At 71.5% G+C, this 18,061-nt stretch carries 15 protein-coding genes; 11 read left to right on the top strand and 4 right to left on the bottom strand.

The window, feature by feature from the left end; genetic code table 11:
* Positions 1-146: 146 nt before the first annotated feature.
* Positions 147-602: a Rieske (2Fe-2S) protein gene (locus H343_RS0120420; RefSeq protein WP_028432666.1), complete on the bottom strand. Its 456-nt coding sequence runs from the start codon at positions 600-602 to the stop codon at positions 147-149.
* Between the two features lie 70 nt (positions 603-672).
* Positions 673-2,775 carry a prolyl oligopeptidase family serine peptidase gene (locus tag H343_RS0120425; protein WP_028432667.1) on the bottom strand — a complete coding sequence of 701 codons (2,103 nt, stop codon included), beginning with the start codon at positions 2,773-2,775 and terminating at the stop codon, positions 673-675.
* 85 nt (positions 2,776-2,860) lie between these two features.
* On the opposite strand from H343_RS0120425, the gene H343_RS0120430 reads away from it, so the two are divergent.
* The 7 genes from H343_RS0120430 (at position 2,861) to H343_RS31775 (ending at position 9,099) form a co-directional block, all read left to right on the top strand.
* A complete protein-coding gene (locus H343_RS0120430) occupies positions 2,861-3,691 on the top strand; it encodes a HipA family kinase (RefSeq protein WP_028432668.1) in 831 nt (276 codons plus the stop codon).
* Positions 3,688-4,086, top strand: a complete 399-nt coding sequence (locus tag H343_RS0120435) for a DUF3037 domain-containing protein (protein WP_028432669.1) — start codon at positions 3,688-3,690, stop codon at positions 4,084-4,086. Before H343_RS0120430 ends, H343_RS0120435 begins: the two co-directional genes overlap by 4 nt.
* A gap of 113 nt (positions 4,087-4,199) precedes the next feature.
* Entirely contained in the window at positions 4,200-4,961 is a 762-nt protein-coding gene (gene fabG / locus H343_RS0120440) for a 3-oxoacyl-ACP reductase FabG (protein ID WP_028432670.1), read from the top strand.
* Positions 4,962-4,978: 17 nt separating this feature from the next.
* Positions 4,979-5,752 carry an SDR family oxidoreductase gene (locus H343_RS0120445; RefSeq protein ID WP_028432671.1) on the top strand — a complete coding sequence of 258 codons (774 nt, stop codon included), beginning with the start codon at positions 4,979-4,981 and terminating at the stop codon, positions 5,750-5,752.
* A gap of 308 nt (positions 5,753-6,060) precedes the next feature.
* Positions 6,061-7,653 carry an ABC transporter substrate-binding protein gene (locus tag H343_RS0120450; RefSeq protein WP_028432672.1) on the top strand — a complete coding sequence of 531 codons (1,593 nt, stop codon included), beginning with the start codon at positions 6,061-6,063 and terminating at the stop codon, positions 7,651-7,653.
* A gap of 105 nt (positions 7,654-7,758) precedes the next feature.
* Entirely contained in the window at positions 7,759-8,445 is a 687-nt protein-coding gene (gene ung, locus H343_RS0120455) for a uracil-DNA glycosylase (protein WP_028432673.1), read from the top strand.
* Positions 8,446-8,622: 177 nt separating this feature from the next.
* The gene (locus H343_RS31775; protein ID WP_051265617.1) at positions 8,623-9,099 is read left to right on the top strand and encodes a hypothetical protein; all 477 of its coding nucleotides are present in this window, start codon (positions 8,623-8,625) and stop codon (positions 9,097-9,099) included.
* A gap of 62 nt (positions 9,100-9,161) precedes the next feature.
* Here H343_RS31775 and H343_RS0120465 read toward each other — a convergent pair whose 3' ends face one another.
* Positions 9,162-9,779, bottom strand: coding sequence for a TetR family transcriptional regulator (locus H343_RS0120465; protein ID WP_028432674.1), 618 nt, complete (start codon positions 9,777-9,779; stop codon positions 9,162-9,164).
* Between the two features lie 94 nt (positions 9,780-9,873).
* Here H343_RS0120465 and H343_RS0120470 point away from each other — a divergent pair, with 94 nt between their 5' ends.
* Positions 9,874-11,094, top strand: coding sequence for an FAD-dependent monooxygenase (locus H343_RS0120470; protein ID WP_028432675.1), 1,221 nt, complete (start codon positions 9,874-9,876; stop codon positions 11,092-11,094).
* 9 nt (positions 11,095-11,103) lie between these two features.
* The gene (locus H343_RS0120475) at positions 11,104-12,009 is read left to right on the top strand and encodes a Gfo/Idh/MocA family protein (protein WP_028432676.1); all 906 of its coding nucleotides are present in this window, start codon (positions 11,104-11,106) and stop codon (positions 12,007-12,009) included.
* On the opposite strand, the gene lnt is transcribed toward H343_RS0120475, so the two are convergent.
* Positions 11,981-13,576, bottom strand: a complete 1,596-nt coding sequence (gene lnt, locus H343_RS31780; RefSeq protein ID WP_051265619.1) for an apolipoprotein N-acyltransferase — start codon at positions 13,574-13,576, stop codon at positions 11,981-11,983. The two genes, H343_RS0120475 and lnt, sit on opposite strands and share 29 nt — an antisense overlap.
* Before the next feature lie 200 nt (positions 13,577-13,776).
* Between lnt and H343_RS0120485 the strand changes: the two genes are divergently transcribed.
* Positions 13,777-16,185: a GH92 family glycosyl hydrolase gene (locus tag H343_RS0120485; protein ID WP_051265621.1), complete on the top strand. Its 2,409-nt coding sequence runs from the start codon at positions 13,777-13,779 to the stop codon at positions 16,183-16,185.
* Between the two features lie 137 nt (positions 16,186-16,322).
* Entirely contained in the window at positions 16,323-18,056 is a 1,734-nt protein-coding gene (locus H343_RS0120490; protein WP_028432678.1) for an IlvD/Edd family dehydratase, read from the top strand.
* The last annotated feature ends 5 nt before the right edge of the window (positions 18,057-18,061 follow it).

Genomic DNA, 18,061 nt, shown 5'->3' on the forward strand with positions numbered 1-18,061 from the left:
CCCGCCGCCCGCCGCCCGCCGCCCGCCGCCCGCCGTCCGGAGTCCGACGGCCGGAGTCCGACGGCCGCGTCGCCGGCGTCCGCCGGACCGGGATCGTGACCCTGGTCCGGCGGACGCCGGCGCGGTCCGTGCCGCCAGGGAGCGTCCTACTCGGCCAGCTTGATGCTGCCGCCCTTGACGGAGATCTTCGCCGCCGGCAGGGGACTTTGGGCGGGTCCATCGGTGACGCTGCCGTCGTTGATGTCGAACTTGCTGTTGTGGCAGGCGCAGACGATGTTGCCGTCCGCGACCTCGCTCACGACGCAGCCCTTGTGCGTGCACTCCGCGGAGAACGCCTTGTACTCCGAGCCGCTGGGACGGGTGACGACGACCTTCTGCTCCTTGAAGATCTTCCCGCCACCCTCCGGGATGTCGGCCGCCTGGCCGAGCTCCCCGCCGCCTGCGCCGCCGCCTCCGTCGTCCCCGCCGCCCTCGCCGGCGCTGTTGTCGCCGCCGTCGGTGCCGGAGCCGCCGTCCTCGGAGCCGCAGGCGGCGAGTGTGGCGGCGGCCGAGGCGGCACCCGCGGCGGCGAGCACGGACCTGCGTGTGGTCGATGCTGTCATGGGGAGAACTCCCTGTTCTGTCGGGTTCTGCGCGCTTGCGACTGCCCTCTGCATCCTGCCGAGGCCGTGGTCAAAGGCGAAGGGCTTTGTCAAGAAAGGTCAATTGGGTGGTGAGCTGCCTCTCGGCGACCACCTCGGCACTTACGATGTGCGACTGGCCGGACAGCGGCAGTACGGCGTGCTCGCGCCCCGCGGCCAGCAGAGCCGCCGACATGCGCAGTGTGTGCGCGAAAGCCACGTTGTCGTCGGCCGTCCCGTGGATCAGCAGCAGCGGACGCTTCAGAAGGTGGGCGTCGCGGGTCAGCGTGCAGCGGTCGTAGTGTCCCGGGTACCGGTCGGGGTGGCCCAGGAAGCGCTCCTTCCAGTGCGTGTCGTAGAGCCGCGGGTCGATCGAGGGCGCCCCCGCCACGGCGGCGTGGAAGACGTCCGGACGGCGCAGCACCGCCGCCGCCGCGAGGGCGCCGCCGAAGGACCAGCCGCGGATGCCCACCCTGCCCAGGTCCATGAAGGGGCGGTCCGCGGCGGCGGCGTGCAGCGCGTCGATCTGGTCCTCGAGGACCGGTGTGAACTGGTCGCCCCAGATGCTCTTCTCCCACGCCGGCCCGCGTCCCGGGGTGCCCCGCCCGTCGGTCACCAGTACGGCGTACCCCTGCTCCGCGAACCACTGGGCCACACAGGCGTTCCAGGTGCGTGCCCGCACCACCAGGCGTATGCCCGGCCCGCCGTAGGGGTCGAGCAGTACCGGCAGCGGGGCGGCGTCCCGGTCTCCGGGCACGTACCAGGAGGGCAGGAACAGCGCGCTGCGCAGCCGCCGTTCACCGGAAGTCAGCAGCTCGGGGCGCGGGCGTACCGACGGCTCCTCCCTGAGTGAGGCGATCGTCTCCGCAGGCGCGCGCTCGCCGAGGACGCGTACCCGCTCCCCCTCCTCCGTGACGCCGGTGACCACGGTGGTGCCGCCCCGTGCGACCGCAGTGTGTACACCCGACCTCACGGTCACGCGCACACAGCCCGAGCCGGGCGACCAGGTCCACACATGCTGCTCGGCGGGGTCCTCGCAGCCTGCGAAGAGGACGCGTTCCCCGTCGGTGCCCAGTACCTCCGAGACCTGCAGGCCCGGAGGGGTCACCACATCGCCGCCCACCGCGAGCCCACGAGTCCCGGCGCTCTCGTGCGGCGTCACCAGGGCGCCGGAGGCGGTGCGGCAGTAGGCGCCCGGCATGATCTCCACCCAGTGCTCGTCCTGCTGCTGCGCCAGGACGCGTGTCGTGCCGTCCACGGGATCGGCCGCGAGCGTTCGGAGAGTGCGCTGGTCGCGGCTCTGGACGGTGGCAAGCGGGCCGTGCCCGTCCCAGCCGGCGTCGACGACGTACTCGAACTCCGCCCGGTCCCAGCGGACTTCCGTGCCGGGCCGTCCGTCGAGGCGGAGGATGTGCAGCGAGACGTCGGCGTTCGCTGTTCCCGCTTCCGGATACCGCTGGATCCGTGGCGGGCTCTGCGGACGGGCCGGGTCGGACAGGTACCTGCGCCGTACGGCGGCCGTGTCCACCCGGGCCACCAGCAGGGCGGTCCCGTCGGGCGCCCACCAGTGGCCCCGCATGCGTCCCATCGACTCGGCGGAGACGTGGTCGGTGAGCCCGTGGGTCACCTCCGGTGTGCCGGGTGCGGAGAGCCGCCGCCCGCCGCTGCCGTCGGTTCCCACCACATGCAGGGCGCCGTCGGTGACGTAGGCGATCCACCGTCCGTCCGGTGAGGGACGGGGGTCGGTGACCCCTCCCGCCGCCGGCACGGCGAAGGGCTCGCCCTCCGCCGTGCGTACCGCCCACAGGTCCCCGCCGAGGGTGAAGACTGCCAGTTCGGCCCGGTCGTCCACCGCGTAGGCGGTCACTCCGGTGGCGAACTCGCGGGCACGCTCCCTGCGTGTCTCCTCCTCCGGGGTCTGCGAGCTGGAAGGAGTCCGGACAGTGCGCGGGTCCGCCAGCAGCCGCTCGCCGCCGCGCTCCTGCACCCACAGGCGGCTGACGGGGTCGCTGCCGCCGCCCGTACGGAGGAAGAGCGCGCGGGAGCCGTCCGGAGCGAGCGTCACGTGCCGCACCGCCCCCAGCGAGAACCGCCGCGTGCGGGCAAACTGCCGGGGGAATCCGGGAATCCTGGGATGTTCCTCTGCGGAAGTCATGCCGGAACCATGGCACCCGGCCGCCCCGGAAGCAGCCGGATAAAAACGGTGCAGGTGGGGGCGGTCACAGCGCTAGCCTGTGGCGATGCTTCCCGAAACCACCGCGACCCGCTATGTCACCCCGCTGCGGGAGGGCGGTTCGCTGCCGGGGCTCGTCGAGGCCGACGACCTGGGCACGTACGTCATGAAGTTCACCGGCGCGGGCCAGGGCCGCAAGACGCTCGTGGCGGAGGTCCTGTGCGGCCGGCTGGCCGGGCGTCTGGGGCTGCGCGTGCCCGAACTGGTGAGCATGCAGCTCGACCCCGTCATCGGCCTGGGCGAACCGGACGAGGAGGTGCAGGCGCTGCTGAAGGCCAGTGGGGGCCTCAACCTGGGCATGGACTTCCTGCCGGGATCGCTGGGCTTCGACCCCCTCGCCTACAGCGTGAGCGCGCAGGAGGCGGGGCGCATCGTGTGGTTCGACGCGCTGGTGGGCAACGTCGACCGGTCCTGGCGCAACCCCAACCTGCTGGTGTGGCACGGCCGGCTGTGGCTGATCGACCACGGGGCCGCCCTGATCTGGCATCACAACTGGCCCGCCGCCGGCGCGGCGGCGGACAGGCCCTACGACGCCTCCGACCACGCCCTCGCCCCGTTCACGCCCGATGTGGCCGCCGCCGCGGCCGAGTTGGCGCCGCTGGTGACCGCGGAGCTGCTCGCCGAGTGCGCGGCCGACGTGCCGGGCGAGTGGCTGGAGGACGAGCCGGGCTTCGGCGGCCCGGACGACGTGCGCGGCGCCTACGTGCGGGTGCTCGCCGAGCGCGCCCGTACGGTCGGCGGACGTATCACCCTCGGCGAGCCCAGCAGCGGCGGCACGGCGCAGCCGCCGGGCTGGCTGACCGAATGGCCGCACACGAAGCGAGGCGTGAAGAAGTGAGCGAGGAAGTACGCGGCGGGCGCGAGGTGTTCGAGTACGCGCTGCTGCGCGTCGTGCCCCGGGTGGAGCGCGGCGAGTCGATCAACGCGGGGGTGGTCCTGCACTGCAGGGCCAGGTCCCTGGTCGTCGCCCGCACCCATCTGGACGAGGAGCGGCTGCGGGCCCTGGACCCGCAGGTGGACGTCGAGGGTGTACGGGCGGCGCTGCACGCGGCCGAGAGCCTGTGCGAAGGCGGGGACGGGGCGGGGCAGGCCGCGGTTGACGCGCCGGGCCGGCGTTTCCGCTGGCTTGTCGCACCGCGCAGCACCGTGGTGCAGCCCGGGCCGGTGCACACGGGCCTGACGTGCGATCCGGAAGCCGAGGCGGAGCGTCTGCTGGAACTGCTCGTGCGGTGACTCACCCCTCAGGGGGGAGGCGTTGACAGCAGGTGGCGGGACTCATAGCGTCACGACTGCCACAAGGTACTAAGCGGTTGCTCACCAGATGTTCAGGGCGAGGAGATACCAGCATGTCCACCACCGACCAGCGCGTCGCGATCGTCACCGGTGCGGCCCGGGGAATCGGCGCGGCCGCCGCGCAGCGGCTCGCGGCCGAGGGCCGCGCCGTCGCCGTGCTCGACCTCGACGAGGAGGCCTGCCAGGAGACCGTGGAGAAGATCACAGCCGGGGGCGGCAAAGCGGTCGCGGTGGGCTGTGACGTCTCCGACTCCGAGCAGGTCGCCACCGCGGTGGCGCGTGTCGTCGACGAACTCGGGCCGCCCACCGTGCTCGTGAACAACGCCGGCGTGCTCCGCGACAACCTGCTGTTCAAGATGAGCGACTCCGACTGGGACACCGTCATGAACGTGCATCTGCGCGGCGCGTTCCTGATGTCCCGTGCCTGCCAGGGCCACATGGTCGACGCGGGCTTCGGACGGATCGTGAACCTCTCCTCCTCCTCGGCCCTCGGCAACCGCGGCCAGGTCAACTACGCCGCGGCCAAGGCCGGAATGCAGGGACTCACCAAGACCCTCGCCAAGGAGCTGGGCAAGTTCGGCATCACCGCCAACGCCGTCGCACCCGGCTTCGTCGTGACCGACATGACGGCCTCCACCGCGGAGCGCGTCGGCATGGGATTCGAGGACTTCCAGGCGGCCGCCGCCTCGCAGATCCCCGTGCAGCGCGTGGGCAGGCCCGAGGACATCGCCAACGCCATCGCCTTCTTCAGCGGCGAGCAGGCCGGCTTCGTCTCCGGCCAGGTGCTGTACGTGGCCGGCGGCCCGCTCAACTGACCGGAGAGGCACGGAACATGGCAGAGCAGAGCGCAGCAGCACAGCAGGACGGCGACCAGGTCGCCCTCGTCACCGGCGGCAGCCGCGGCATCGGCTACGGCGTCGCCGAGGCGCTGATCGCACGCGGCAACCGCGTGTGCATCACCGGACGCAACGAGGACGCGCTGAAGGAGGCGGTGGAGCGTCTCGGCCCGCAGCGGGCCATGTACGTCGCGGGCAAGGCCCACGACGACGAGCACCGGCGCACCGCCGTCGAGCGGGTCATGGAGACCTACGGGCGCATCGACCACCTCGTCAACAACGCCGGTACGAACCCGGTTTTCGGTCCCATCGCGGAGCTGGACCCGGGCGTGGCCCGCAAGGTCTTCGAGACCAACGTGGTCTCCGCGCTGGGCTTCGCGCAGTCCACCTGGGCGGCCTGGCAGCGGGACAACGGCGGCACCGTCGTCAACATCGCCTCCATCGCCGGGATGTCCGCCTCCCCCTTCATCGGCGCCTACGGCATGAGCAAGGCCGCGATGATCAACCTCACCCAGCAGCTGGCTCACGAGTTCGCTCCGTCGGTGCGGGTCAACGCCGTCGCGCCCGCCGTGGTGAAGACGAAGTTCGCCGCCGCGCTGTTCGAGGGGCGCGAGCAGGACGCCCTCGCGCGTTATCCGATGCAGCGGCTGGGGGTTCCCCAGGACATCGGAGGTGCCGCCGCCTTCCTCACCTCCGCAGAATCCGCGTGGATCACCGGCCAGACTCTGGTCGTCGACGGCGGCCTGTCACTCAACGCGGGCGTGGAGTAGGTATTCTCCGCTCCCGCCGCGGCACCGCGGGCAATTCGGGTGCCGGTCCGTCGCCGGACCGGCACCCGCTGTCATCGGTGGGTTTCGGCGCCCGTGCCGCGACCGACGAATGCTTGACCACCGCATGTTCTGAGGTGGGGTGCTGAGGTAGGGTCTTCCTCGCCCCTCGGCCAGCGGGTCCGCGTATGGCGTCGGCGTACACGCCACGGCGACGTCGAGAAACGCAAACAACGCTTCGACCGGCCGACCGGCATTCCCTTCAGCAACCGCAGCGTCAGTGGTGGCCCCGCCGAACGAGGAGCGCGTAGGTGTTCGACCGCAACGGACCTCTGAGGATCACAGCGACCGTCTTCATATCGACTTCCCTGGTCGCCGGGTGCAGTTCGCTGTCGGGAGGCGACGACGAGGACCAGCGCCGCAAGATCGTCACGGGGACCACCAGCGCGCCCAGCACGCTCGACCCGGCCGCGGCCTGGGACGGTTCGTGGGAGCTGTACAAGAACGTCTTCCAGACGCTGCTCTCCTTCCCCAGCAGCAGTTCCCGCCCGGAGGCCGACGCCGCCCAGCGCTGCGGGTTCACCGACTCCGCCAGCCGCGTCTACCGCTGCACGCTGCGCGAGGGCCTGAAGTTCACCAACGGGAACCCGCTCGATTCCGCCGCCGTGAAGCACTCCGTCGACCGGGTCGCGGCCATCGACTCCGAGTCGGGGCCGCTCGCGCTGATGGGAAGCCTCGACCGCGTCGAGACACCGGACAAGCGCACCGTCGTCTTCCACCTGAAGAAGTCCGACGCCACCTTCCCCTTCATCCTCTCCACGCCGGCGGCAGCCATCGTCGACCCGGAGAGCTATCCGGCGGAGAAGCTGCGCAAGGGCAACAAGCTTGTGGGCTCGGGCCCTTACTCGCTGAAGTCCTACAAGAAGGGCAAGAAGGCCGTACTGACCAAGTACGACGACTACCGCGGTCCCGCGAAGGTCAAGAACGACGAAGTCACCGTCAATTACTTCAAGGACTCCGCCCGCATGGTCAAGGCGCTGAAGGCCGAGAAGCTCGACGTGGCCTATCGCGGACTGACGCCCGATCAGATCCTGGATTTCGAGAAGGCGAAGGCCAAGGGGGAGCAGGACTTCGAACTCACCGAGATCCTCGGCTCGGAGATCAGCTATCTCGTCTTCAATCCCAAGGACCCGATGGCGGGGAACGCCGCCGTCCGCAAGGCGGTCGCCGAGCTGATCGACCGCAAGGCGCTCGTGCGCAACGTCTACCACCGTACGGCCGACCCGCTGTACTCCATGGTCCCCGGCGGCATCACGGGCCACACCAGCGCCTTCTACGACGCCTACGGCGAGCCGAGCACCAGCGAGGCGAAGAAGACCCTCACCGAGGCCGGCATCACCGAGAAGGTGCCGCTGACGCTCTGGTACACCACGGACCGCTACGGCTCCACCACGGGCGAGACCTTCGAGGAACTCAAGCGGCAGCTGAACAAGTCGGGGCTCTTCGACGTCTCCGTCAAGGGAGCCCCGTGGTCCGAGTTCGTCAAGGGCTACAGCAAGGGCAAGTACGCGGTCTTCGGGCGCGGCTGGTTCCCCGACTTCCCGGACGCCGACAACTACGTCGCGCCCTTCGTCGGCAAGAACAACGCGCTCGGCACGCCCTACGAGAACGCCGAGATCACCGAGGAGCTGCTGCCCACCTCGCGCAAGGAGAGCAACCGGGCCACGGCCAGCCGCAAGTTCACCAGCGCCCAGAAGATCATCGCGAAGGACGCACGGCTGCTGCCGCTGTGGCAGGGCAGGGTCTATGTGGCATCCCTCAAGGACGTGGCCGGGGTCGAGTGGGTGCTCGATCCCTCGACGCTGCCCCGTCTGTGGGAGCTGACGAAGAAGGCCAGCTGGTAGCAGGGGACTTGACCGCCGGTCGGCGGGCGGGTGTCGGTGCCCGCCGGTACGTTCGCTCCCGGAACATCGAGCGTACGCACCGCGGAGGTATGCGAGTTGAACGACATGCTGGGCACCCTGCCCGTCTCCTGGCAGGACGCCCTCGGCGAGGAGACCCACAAGCCCTACTTCAAGGAGCTCGCCGAGTTCGTCGAGCGGGAGCGGGAGCGCGGCCCCGTCCACCCGCCGCGTGAGGAGGTCTTCGCCGCTCTGCACGCCACGCCCCTCGACCGGGTGAAGGTGCTCGTCCTCGGCCAGGACCCGTACCACGGCGAGGGCCAGGGGCACGGGCTGTGCTTCTCGGTGCGCCCGGGTGTGCGCACGCCGCCCTCGCTGCGCAACATCTACAAGGAGCTGCGCGACGACCTCGGCCACCCCGTCCCGGACAACGGCTGCCTGACGCCCTGGGCCCGGCAGGGCGTCCTGCTGCTGAACACGGTGCTCACGGTCCGGTCCGGTGAGGCCAACTCGCACAAGGGCAAGGGCTGGGAGACCTTCACGGACGCGGTGATCCGTGCCGTCTCCGGCCGTGCCGACCCCGCTGTCTTCGTGCTGTGGGGCAACCACGCGAAGAAGAAGCTGCCGCTGATCGACACCGGACGGCACGCCGTGGTCCAGGGGGCGCATCCCTCCCCGCTCTCCGCGAAGAGGTTCCTCGGCTCGCGGCCGTTCAGCGAGATCGACGCGTCGCTCGCGGCGCTGGGCCGCACCCCGGTCGACTGGCGCATCCCGGACACGGGCACAGGGGTCTGAGGCCCGCTCCCGGCCGCCGGGAGTGGTCCGTTCGTGCGCCCGTCCCGCCCCCGGCGCCTTCTGTCCGGGTACGGACGGGCGCGTGGCGCGAGCGCCTGAGCCCGATTGTCAGTGCGGGCGGCTAGCGTCTCGTGACAGCAGGCAGCACCTGACGCGCCCGTGAGCAGGAGGAGTCCCGTGTCGGAGCCACAGCAGGAGACGTCTCCGGACGCGGTCATGGTCCGGATCGGCCAGGCGATCATGCTTCACCGTGCCGGTGACCGGGAGGAGGCCCGCAACCGCTTCGCGCTGCTGTGGTCCGAGACGACGGGGAAGGGCGACCTCTTCCACCGCTGCACGATCGCCCACTACATGGCCGACACCCAGGACGACCCCGGTGCCGAACTGGAGTGGGACCGCCGCGCGCTGGCCGCCGCGGACGCCCTGACCGAGGACGAGGTGGAGTGGGGCGAGCACTCGCCGGCGGTCCGCTGCCTGTATCCCTCCCTCTATCTCAACCTCGCCGCGGACCACGCCAAGCTCGGGGAGCGCGGCGCCGCCCGCCGGGAGCTGAGCCGGGCGCGGGGGGTGCTGGGGTCGCTGGCCGACGACGAGTACGGCGCGGGGATCAGGGCCGCGGTGGACCGGCTGGAGAGCAGGCTGGGGGCCGGCTGAGACGGGGCACCGCGCAGCCCTTCCGCACTACGCGGCCCGCCCGCTCTGACCCGCCTGCCCGCTCAGCCGTCTGTCCGTTCGGCTGTCGGGCCGAGCATGCCGTGCAGCAACTCCAGCAGCCCCGCGCGCAGTTCCTCCAGATCAGGCACCTGTGCGGAGTAGGAGCCCGCGGTGCACGAGAAGAGCATCCCGTCGCACCACGCCACCAGCGAGAGCGTGTGCCGCTCCGGCTCCGCGGACCCGGCTCGTCTCAGCATCGCCGTCAGGGGTTCCCGGAAGGCGCTCGTCCCCGTCCGCACGTACATCTCCCGCAGCCCGGGGCTGCGGGAGATCTCCAGCGCGAGCTCGTAGCGGGCGACGAGCAGTGAGGGGTGGAGGGTCAGGTAGCGGTGCACGGCCAGGGCCAACCCGCCGGCCAGGGCCTCGGCCCCCTGTCCTGAGGGCATCTCCTCAAGGGAGATCACCTGTGACTCCCTCACGGCCAGCCGACGTACTGTCGCCTCCAGCAGGGCGGCCCGTGTGCGTGCGTGGTTCGAGGTGGACCCCTGCGGGAGACCGGCGGCCGAATCCACCGCCCGGTGGGTGAGGCCGCGCAGTCCGTGCCCGGCCAGAAGTTCGATGGCGGTGTCGGCGATCAACTCCGAGCGGGCGGAGGGGGAATGGGACGGGGTCGCGCTCATGGCAGCAAATGTACGCCGGGATCTGCGTACCGAAGATCACTACATCCGTAGTACACTACGAATGTAGTGCCCGTCGGGCAGTGAGGAGACCGCCATGTCCCAGTCCGAAGCTCTCGTCATCGGCGCCGGCGTCGGCGGCCTCACGGCTGCCGTCGCCCTGCACCAGCGGGGCTGGAAGGTGACCGTGCTCGAACGCGCCTCCCGCATCGAGGCCGTCGGCGCGGGCATGGGCCTCACGCCGAACTCGCTGCGGGCGCTGGACGTGATCGGTCTGGGTGACACCGTCCGCTCCATGCGCACCTGGCGCGACGAGGCCGGACTCCGTGCCCCCTCCGGCCGCTGGATCGCCCGAACGAGCCACGACGCCGCTGCCCGGCGCTTCGGCGGGCCGCTCGTCCCGGTGCACCGGTCCACGCTGATCTCCCTGCTGCTTTCCCTGCTCCCCGAAGGTTCCGTACGCACCGGGACGACGGCCGTCATCACCGAGCCCGGCGGGCCGCACCGTGCGGCACGCGTACGCGCCGGCGAGCGGGAGCTGGACGCCGAACTCGTCGTCGCCGCCGACGGCATCCACTCCCCGGCGCGCGGCGTTCTCTTCCCCGGCAGCCCGGCGCCCCGCTACGCGGGTTTCACCGCCTGGCGCATGGTCGTGCCCGAGCCCGGCATGTCCTGCCCGCCGCACGAGACCTGGGGCCGCGGCATGCTGTGGGGGACCCAGCCGCTCCACGACGGACGGGTCTACGCCTACGCCGCGGCGGCCGTCCCCGCGGGAGAGCGCGCACCCGACGACGAACGGGCCGAACTCCTGCGCCGGTTCGGCACCTGGCACGATCCGGTGCCCGCCGTGCTGGAGGCCGCCTCGCCCGGGCAGATCCTGCGCAACGACATCCACGAGGCCGCCGTACCCCTGCCCGCCCACCACCGCGGGCGCGTCGCCCTGCTCGGCGACGCGGCGCACGCGATGCCGCCGACCCTCGGCCAGGGCGGCAACCAGGCCATCGAGGACGGGATCGTCCTCGCCCACCACGCCGAGTCTTCCGCGGACATCTGCGGGGCCCTGGCCGGCTACACCGCCGACCGGCTGCCGCGCACGTCGGAAGTGGTGCGGCGGGCGATCCGGGTGGACCGTCTGATCACGCTGACCTCGGCCCCGGCATGCATGCTGCGCGACGCCGCCATGACCACGGTGAACCGCCTCGCGCCGCACCTCGCGCTGCGGGCCCTCGACGGAATCGCCGACTGGAGCCCGCCCGGCCACACGTATGCTTCCCCTGCACACCGCGACGGCACGGCACAGCGGTCCGCACCGAACTGAGGAGCCTGCGTGAAGATCGGCGTGATCGGGCTCGGCGACATCGCGCAGAAGGCGTACCTGCCGGTGCTCGCCGCCCAGCCGGGTCTGGAACCGCATCTGGTCACCCGCAGCCCCGCCACACTCGAACGGGTCGGCGCCGCCCACCGCATCCCGGAGGAGCACCGGCACGCCGGCCTGGAGGAGTTGCTCGCGGCGCGCCCCGACGCCGCCTTCGTGCACGCCCCGACGGCCTCACACCCGGGGATCGTCACCCGCCTCCTGGAAGCGGGAGTGCCCACCTACGTCGACAAGCCCCTCGCCTACGAACTCGCCGACGCGCAGCGCCTGGTGCGCCTCGCGGAGGAGCGGCGCACCAGCCTCGTCGTCGGATTCAACCGCCGGTACGCACCGGCCTACGCCCAGTGCCTGGAACATCCGCGTGAGCTGATCCTGCTGCAGAAGCACCGGGTCGGCCTGCCCGAGGAGCCCCGCCGCATGGTCCTCGACGACTTCGTCCACGTCGTCGACACCCTGCGCTTCCTCCTGCCCGGCACGGCCGACCACGTCGACGTGCGCGTGCGGGTACGGGACGGACTGCTCCACCACGTGGTGCTCCAGCTCTCCGGCGACGGATTCACCGCGATCGGTGTGATGAACCGGCTCTCCGGCTCGGCCGAGGAGATCCTGGAGGTCTCGGGCCAGGACACCAAGCGAGAGGTCCGCGACATCGCCGGGGTCATCGACCACAAGGGTCAGCCCACCGTGCGCCGGAGGGGTGACTGGGTGCCCGTCGCACGGCAGCGCGGGCTGGAGCAGATCGTGCTGCGCTTCCTGGACGCCGTACGGGCGGGAGAGGTTCTCGGCGCCGAAGACGCCCTGCGTACGCACGAGTTGTGCGAACGGGTCGTCACGGCCGCGGGGGAGCGGGCCCTGTAGCCGCGCCCGGCGGCCGGTCTGCGCGGCGGCGCCGTTCACGCAGTACCCGTAGGGTCTCCCTCGCCGCGAAGAGCGCCAGCCCGGTCACCGCCGCCTGGAGCACCCAGTCGCCCAGGCGTACGTAGAGCGTCTCGCCCGTGGCCAGCGGCACCCGGTAGATCCGGGCCGTGCTGCGGTCGGTGCCCAGCCACTCGCCGACGCCCTCGCCCCGGGGCCCGTTGACGGCGCTGCGTCCTGTGAGCGTCGCGTGGATCACCGGCCGTCCCGACTCGGCGGCGCGCACGGCGGCGAGGGAGGCGTGCTGCGCGGGGGCCCAGCTCTCCTGGAACGTCGACGTCGACGACTGAGCGATGATCAGCCGCACGTCCCTGCCCGCCAGTTGGCGGGTCATGTCGGGGAAGGCGCTCTCGAAGCACACGAGGGGCCCGAACGTGACACCCGAGGCCTCCATCACCACCGGGCCGTCCCCGCGCAGCCGGTCCTCGTTCGCCGCTCTGCCCACCGACGTCGCCCAGCCCAGCAGCGAACGAGCCGGTACGTACTCCCCGAAAGGCACCAGGCGCGTCTTGTCGTAGCGCCTGCCGACGGTGCCGTGGGGGCCGACGAGTACGGAACTCTTGTAGATACCGGGCCGGTCGGAGCGCCGGGCGTCGACATTGACCAGGATTCTCGCGCCGACCTGGGAGGAGAGCCGGGACAGACGCTTCAGCACCGCGGGATGCGACCCCAGGTCGTAGCTGACACTGCTCTCGCCCCACACCACCAGATCCAGCTTGCGGCCCGCCAGCCGGCGTGTCAGCTCCTCGCTGCGCTCCAGCCGTTCACGCTGGCCGACCACCACACCTGGCTGGACGAGGGCCACCCGGACGTCCCCGTCACGGTCGGGAAGAGGCGCCCACGCCCCTGCCGCTGCCACACCGCCCGCGAGTGCGGCCAGCGCCACCGTTGCGGCGAGGGCGGTGGGAAGGACGCGGTCCGCGGCGGCGCGTGCGGACGGCAGCGCGACGAGCGCCGCCAACGCCGTGTTCACCGCGACGAGTACGAAGCCGACGAGCCACACCCCGCCCGCCGAAGCCAGCCGCAGCACCGCCGTGACCTGCCACTGGCTCGCGCCGAGCAGCCCCCACGGACCGCCCAGGTACTCCCAGGAGCGGACCAGTTCCACCATCAGCCACCCCGAGGGGACCAGCAGCACCGCCGCCGCCAGGCGGCCCGGCCCTGGGGTGCCGTGCAGCAGGCGCCGCACCAGCCATCCCCACGGGGCCCAGAACAGCCCGAGCAGCGCGGCCAGTACGAGAAGGAAGACGTGCAGGCTCGGCAGCAGCCAGTGGTGCACGGCCAGCATGAATCCCACACCGCCGAGCCATCCGGTCAGTGCCGCCCGCCGGCCGGAACCGGCGGAGCGGATCAGCAGCAGCCACGGCACCAGCACGACCCAGGCCAGCCACCACAGCCCGGGCTCCGGGAACGCCAGGGCGGGCAGTGCGCCCGCCACCAGGGCGAGCAGACCGCGCAGCAGGAGGGATCCGGCTCCCGCCCGCCGCCCGCGGAATCGCCCTGCGGCCATGCCTCGCCCTCCGTATCCGTCCGTCCCGTCGTCCGTCGACGCTCCCGCCGACGGTCACCGGCTGTGCGGAGAGAGAGGTTCCCCGGGCGGGAAGAGCGCATGCACCGCAGGGGCCGGAAGCACGGCCCGTCCGCGCAAGCACTGTGACCTGCGGCATAGACAGCGGGCCGCGAAGTGACAACGCTGGCCGCCCGACAACGATGTCCCGGCCGGAGGCCCTGGTGGTACGAGCGAAACGCATACGGACCCTCGTGGGTCTGGCCGGGGCCGCCCTCTGCGCCGGGCTGGTGGGAGCCTCACCGCCCGGCACCCACTGCAGCGTGGGCGCGGGCTCCGACGGAAAGCAGGCCAAGGACCCCGTCAGCCTGGTCGATCCTCTCATCGGCACCCGCAACGAGGGCAACACCTTTCCCGGTGCCGCCGTCCCCTTCGGCAAGGTGCAGCTCTCGCCCGACACCGGCGGCAACACCGGCTACGACTGGGACGACGACCGCATCCGTGGGTTCTCCGCCGTTCACCTCTCCGGCGTCGGATGCGCCCTGGGCGGCGACCTTCCCGTGATGCCGACCACCGGCGACATCAAGAGCACCGACAACGCCGAGTACGCCTCCTCCTTCCGGCACGAGAGCGAGAGCGCCTCGCCCGGCTCGTACAAGGTCACGCTCGACGACTACGGCGGCACGCGCGCCGAACTGACCGCCGCCCGGCACACCGGCCATCAGCGCTACACCTTCCCCCGCACCGGGAAGGCGAACGTGCTGCTCAACTCCGGCCAGGCGCTGCACAAGGTCAGCGACAGCTCGGTACGCGTCCTGGACGAGCGCACCGTGGCCACCGCCGTCACCGGCAGCGGCTTCTGCCAGGGGACCGAGCCCTACACGGTCTGGGCCGTCACCCGCTTCGACCGCCCCTTCGACTCCCACGGCACCTGGAACGGCGGCAAGGTCACCGAGGGCAGCGACTCCACGAGCGGCAGCGGGCGGCGCGGCGCGTACGCGCGTTTCGACACACGCGACGGCGACAGGGACGTCGAGGCGGTGACCGCCCTGTCCTACGTCGATGCCGAGGGAGCCCTGCGCAACCTCGAAGCGCAAAGCGGCTCCTCCTTCGAGGGAACCCGTGCCGCCGCACGTGAGGCATGGCAGGAGCGGCTGGGCCGGGTCCGGGTGACCGGCGGCACGGAGGAGCGGCGCAGGGTCTTCTACTCCTCCCTCTACCGGGCGATGCTGCACCCCAACACGGGCGAGGACGTCGACCGCCGCTACACCGGCTGGGACGGCGAGATCCACCGCGCGAAGGGGCACACCTACTACCAGAACTGGTCCCTGTGGGACACCTTCCGCACCCAGGCGCAGCTGCTCACGCTGGTCGCGCCCGAGGAGTCCCGCGACATGGCCCTGTCCGTGCTGGACGTCGAGGAGCAGGGCGGCTGGCTGCCCAGATGGGGCTACGCCACCACCGAGACGAACATCATGACCGGCGACCCGGTCACCCCGTTCCTCACCAACGCCTACCAGCAGGGGCTGCTGAAGGGCGAGGAGGAGCGGACGTACCGCGCGCTGAAGAAGAACGCCGACGAGACGCCACCGGATCAATCCCCGTCCCTGGGGCGTATGGCGAACGAGGAGTACATCAAGAAGGGTTACGTTCCGCACATCCCGGACAAACCACGGGACAAGCCCGGCAGTCCGGACTGGCAGCACAGCGCGTCGGCCACGCTCGAGTACGCCGCCGCCGACGGTGCGCTCGCCGCGATGGCGCGTGATCTCGGTCACGATGCCGACGCCGAGCGGTACGCCGAGCGCTCCCGCAACTACCGCAACATCTTCGACCCGGGCACCTCCTTCCCCCGCGCCCGCGACAGCGAGGGGAGGTTCACCGGCCCCGCCGACCCGGCCCGCAGCAAGGGGTTCCAGGAGGGCACGTCCTGGCAGTACATGTGGACGGTGCCGCAGGACGTCCCCGGGCTGATGTCGCTGCTCGGCGGCAGACAGGCCACGGAGGAGCGTCTCGACTCCTTCTTCTCCCACGGGAAGCTGGCGCGGGACCCGGAGGGCACGGCACGTGAGGAGTGGGTCGACGGCCCCTACGAGTACTACGACTCGGACACCTACAACCCGCACAACGAGCACGACCTCATCGCCCCGTACACCTACCTCTCCACCGGCTCACCGGCGAAGACCACGGACGTCGTCGATGCCGCGCTGTGCCTGTTCACCGACGAGCCCGACGGCGTCACCGGCAACGACGACCTGGGCACCATGTCGTCGTGGATGGTCCTGTCCTCCATGGGGATCTACCCGGTCTCCCCTGGCACGGACGTGTGGGGCCTGAGCACCCCCGCCTTCGACCGCGTGGAGCTCACACTCGACGAGGACTGGTACCCCCGGGGGCGGTTCACCATCGAAGGGGAGGGCCGGCACGGGAGCGACCGCTACATACGCTCCGCCTCCCTGGGCGGCTCCGACCACAGCCGTACGTGGATCACCACCGGCGACATACGCGGCACCGAGGAGCTGAGATTCCAGCTGGGAGAGCGTCCTTCCCGCTGGGGCACCGGCGAGGACGACGCACCGCCCTCACTGTTCCGGGGCAGGCCGGACCGTTGACCCGCCGGCGCAGGGGCCCTCAAGATCGGGACGGGGCCACGGTTGCGGGCCGGGCCGGCACAGCGCCGGCCGGTCCTTCCGGAAGGGCCCGGCGGGACGGCCGGGCCGGCAGGGAAGTGGTCGAGTCAGGAGTGAGCATGAGCAAAGACAACGCTGTCCGCCGCAGTTCCGCATGGTTCGCCGCCGAGGGCCGCAACGGATTCATCCACCGGTCCTGGATGCGCAACCAGGGCTTCGGGCCGGAGGTCTTCGACGGACGCCCGGTCATCGGCATCGGCAACAGCTGGTCCGAACTCACCCCCTGCAACGCCCACTTGCGTGAGGTCGCGGACGCGGTCAAGCGGGGTGTGTGGGAAGCGGGCGGACTGCCGCTGGAGTTCCCGGTGATGTCGCTCGGCGAGACGCTGATGCGGCCCACCACCATGCTCTTCCGCAACCTGATGGCCATGGAGGTCGAGGAGACGCTGCGGGCCAACCCGCTCGACGGCGTCGTACTGCTCTCCGGCTGCGACAAGACGACCCCGGCCATGCTGATGGGCGCGGCCAGCGTCGACCTCCCCTCGATCATGGTCACCGGCGGGCCGATGCTCAACGGCAAGTTCCGCGGCGGCGACATCGGTTCGGGCACGGCGGTGTGGAAGCTGAGCGAGGACATGCGCGCCGGGAAGCTGACCGCGGCCGACCTGAGCGAGGCGGAGGGCTGCATGTCGCGCAGCCGCGGCCACTGCATGACGATGGGCACCGCCTCGACGATGGCGTGCCTCGCGGAAGGGCTGGGCATGCAGATGTCCGGCGGTGCGGCCATCCCCGCCGTCGACGCGCGCCGCTTCGCACTCGCCCAGGCATCCGGCCGGCAGGCCGTACAGCTCGTGGAGCAGGACCTGAAGCCCTCGCAGGTGCTGACCCGGGAGGCCTTCGAGAACGCGATCCGGGTCAACGCCGCGCTGGGCGGCTCCACCAACGCCGTCGTCCACCTGCTCGCGCTGGCCGGACGTGTCGGAGTGCCCCTGGAACTGGCCGACTTCGACCGGCTGACCGCCGAAGTGCCGGTCCTGGCCGACATGATGCCCTCCGGCCGCTTCCTGATGGAGGACTTCTACTACGCCGGCGGGCTGCCCGCGGTCATGCGCGAGCTGGGCGGCCTCGTCCACGGCGAGGCCGTCACCGTCACCGGGCGCGCCATCGGCGAGGAGATCGCCGGTGCCGAGTGCTTCAACCGCGAGGTCATCGGCACCATGGACGAGCCGTTCATGCCCGCGGGAGCGGGCACCGCCGTCCTGCACGGCAGCCTGTGCCCCGACGGCGCCGTCATCAAGGTCTCGGCTGCCGACCCGAAGCTGCTCAAGCACCGTGGGCAGGCTCTCGTCTTCGACCGTGTCGAGGACTACACGGCCGTGGCGGACGACCCCGCCCTGCCGGTCGGGCCCTCCACCGTCATCGTCGTGCGCAACGCCGGACCCAAGGGCTATCCCGGCTTCCCCGAGGTGGGCAACGTGCCCGTGCCGAAGGCCCTGCTGGAGGCGGGAGTGGAGGACGTCGTCCGCATCAGCGACGCGCGCATGAGCGGCACGGGCTACGGGACGTGCGTCCTGCACGTCGCGCCGGAGGCCGCGGTCGGCGGCCCGCTCGCGCTCGTACGCACCGGCGACGTCATCGAACTGGACGTGCCCGAGCGGCGGCTGGACCTGTGCGTGGAGGAGGCCGAACTGGCGGCCCGCGCCGAGGAGGAGGCCGCACGGCCCCGGGAGGACGTGGCGCGACGGGGCTGGCAGAAGCTCTACACCGACCACGTCATGCAGGCGGACCGGGGCGCCGACCTGGACTTCCTGACCGGAGGGAGCGGCAGCGAAGTGCCACGCCACTCGCACTGAGACGG

This window comes from Streptomyces sp. TAA204 (assembly GCF_000424965.1).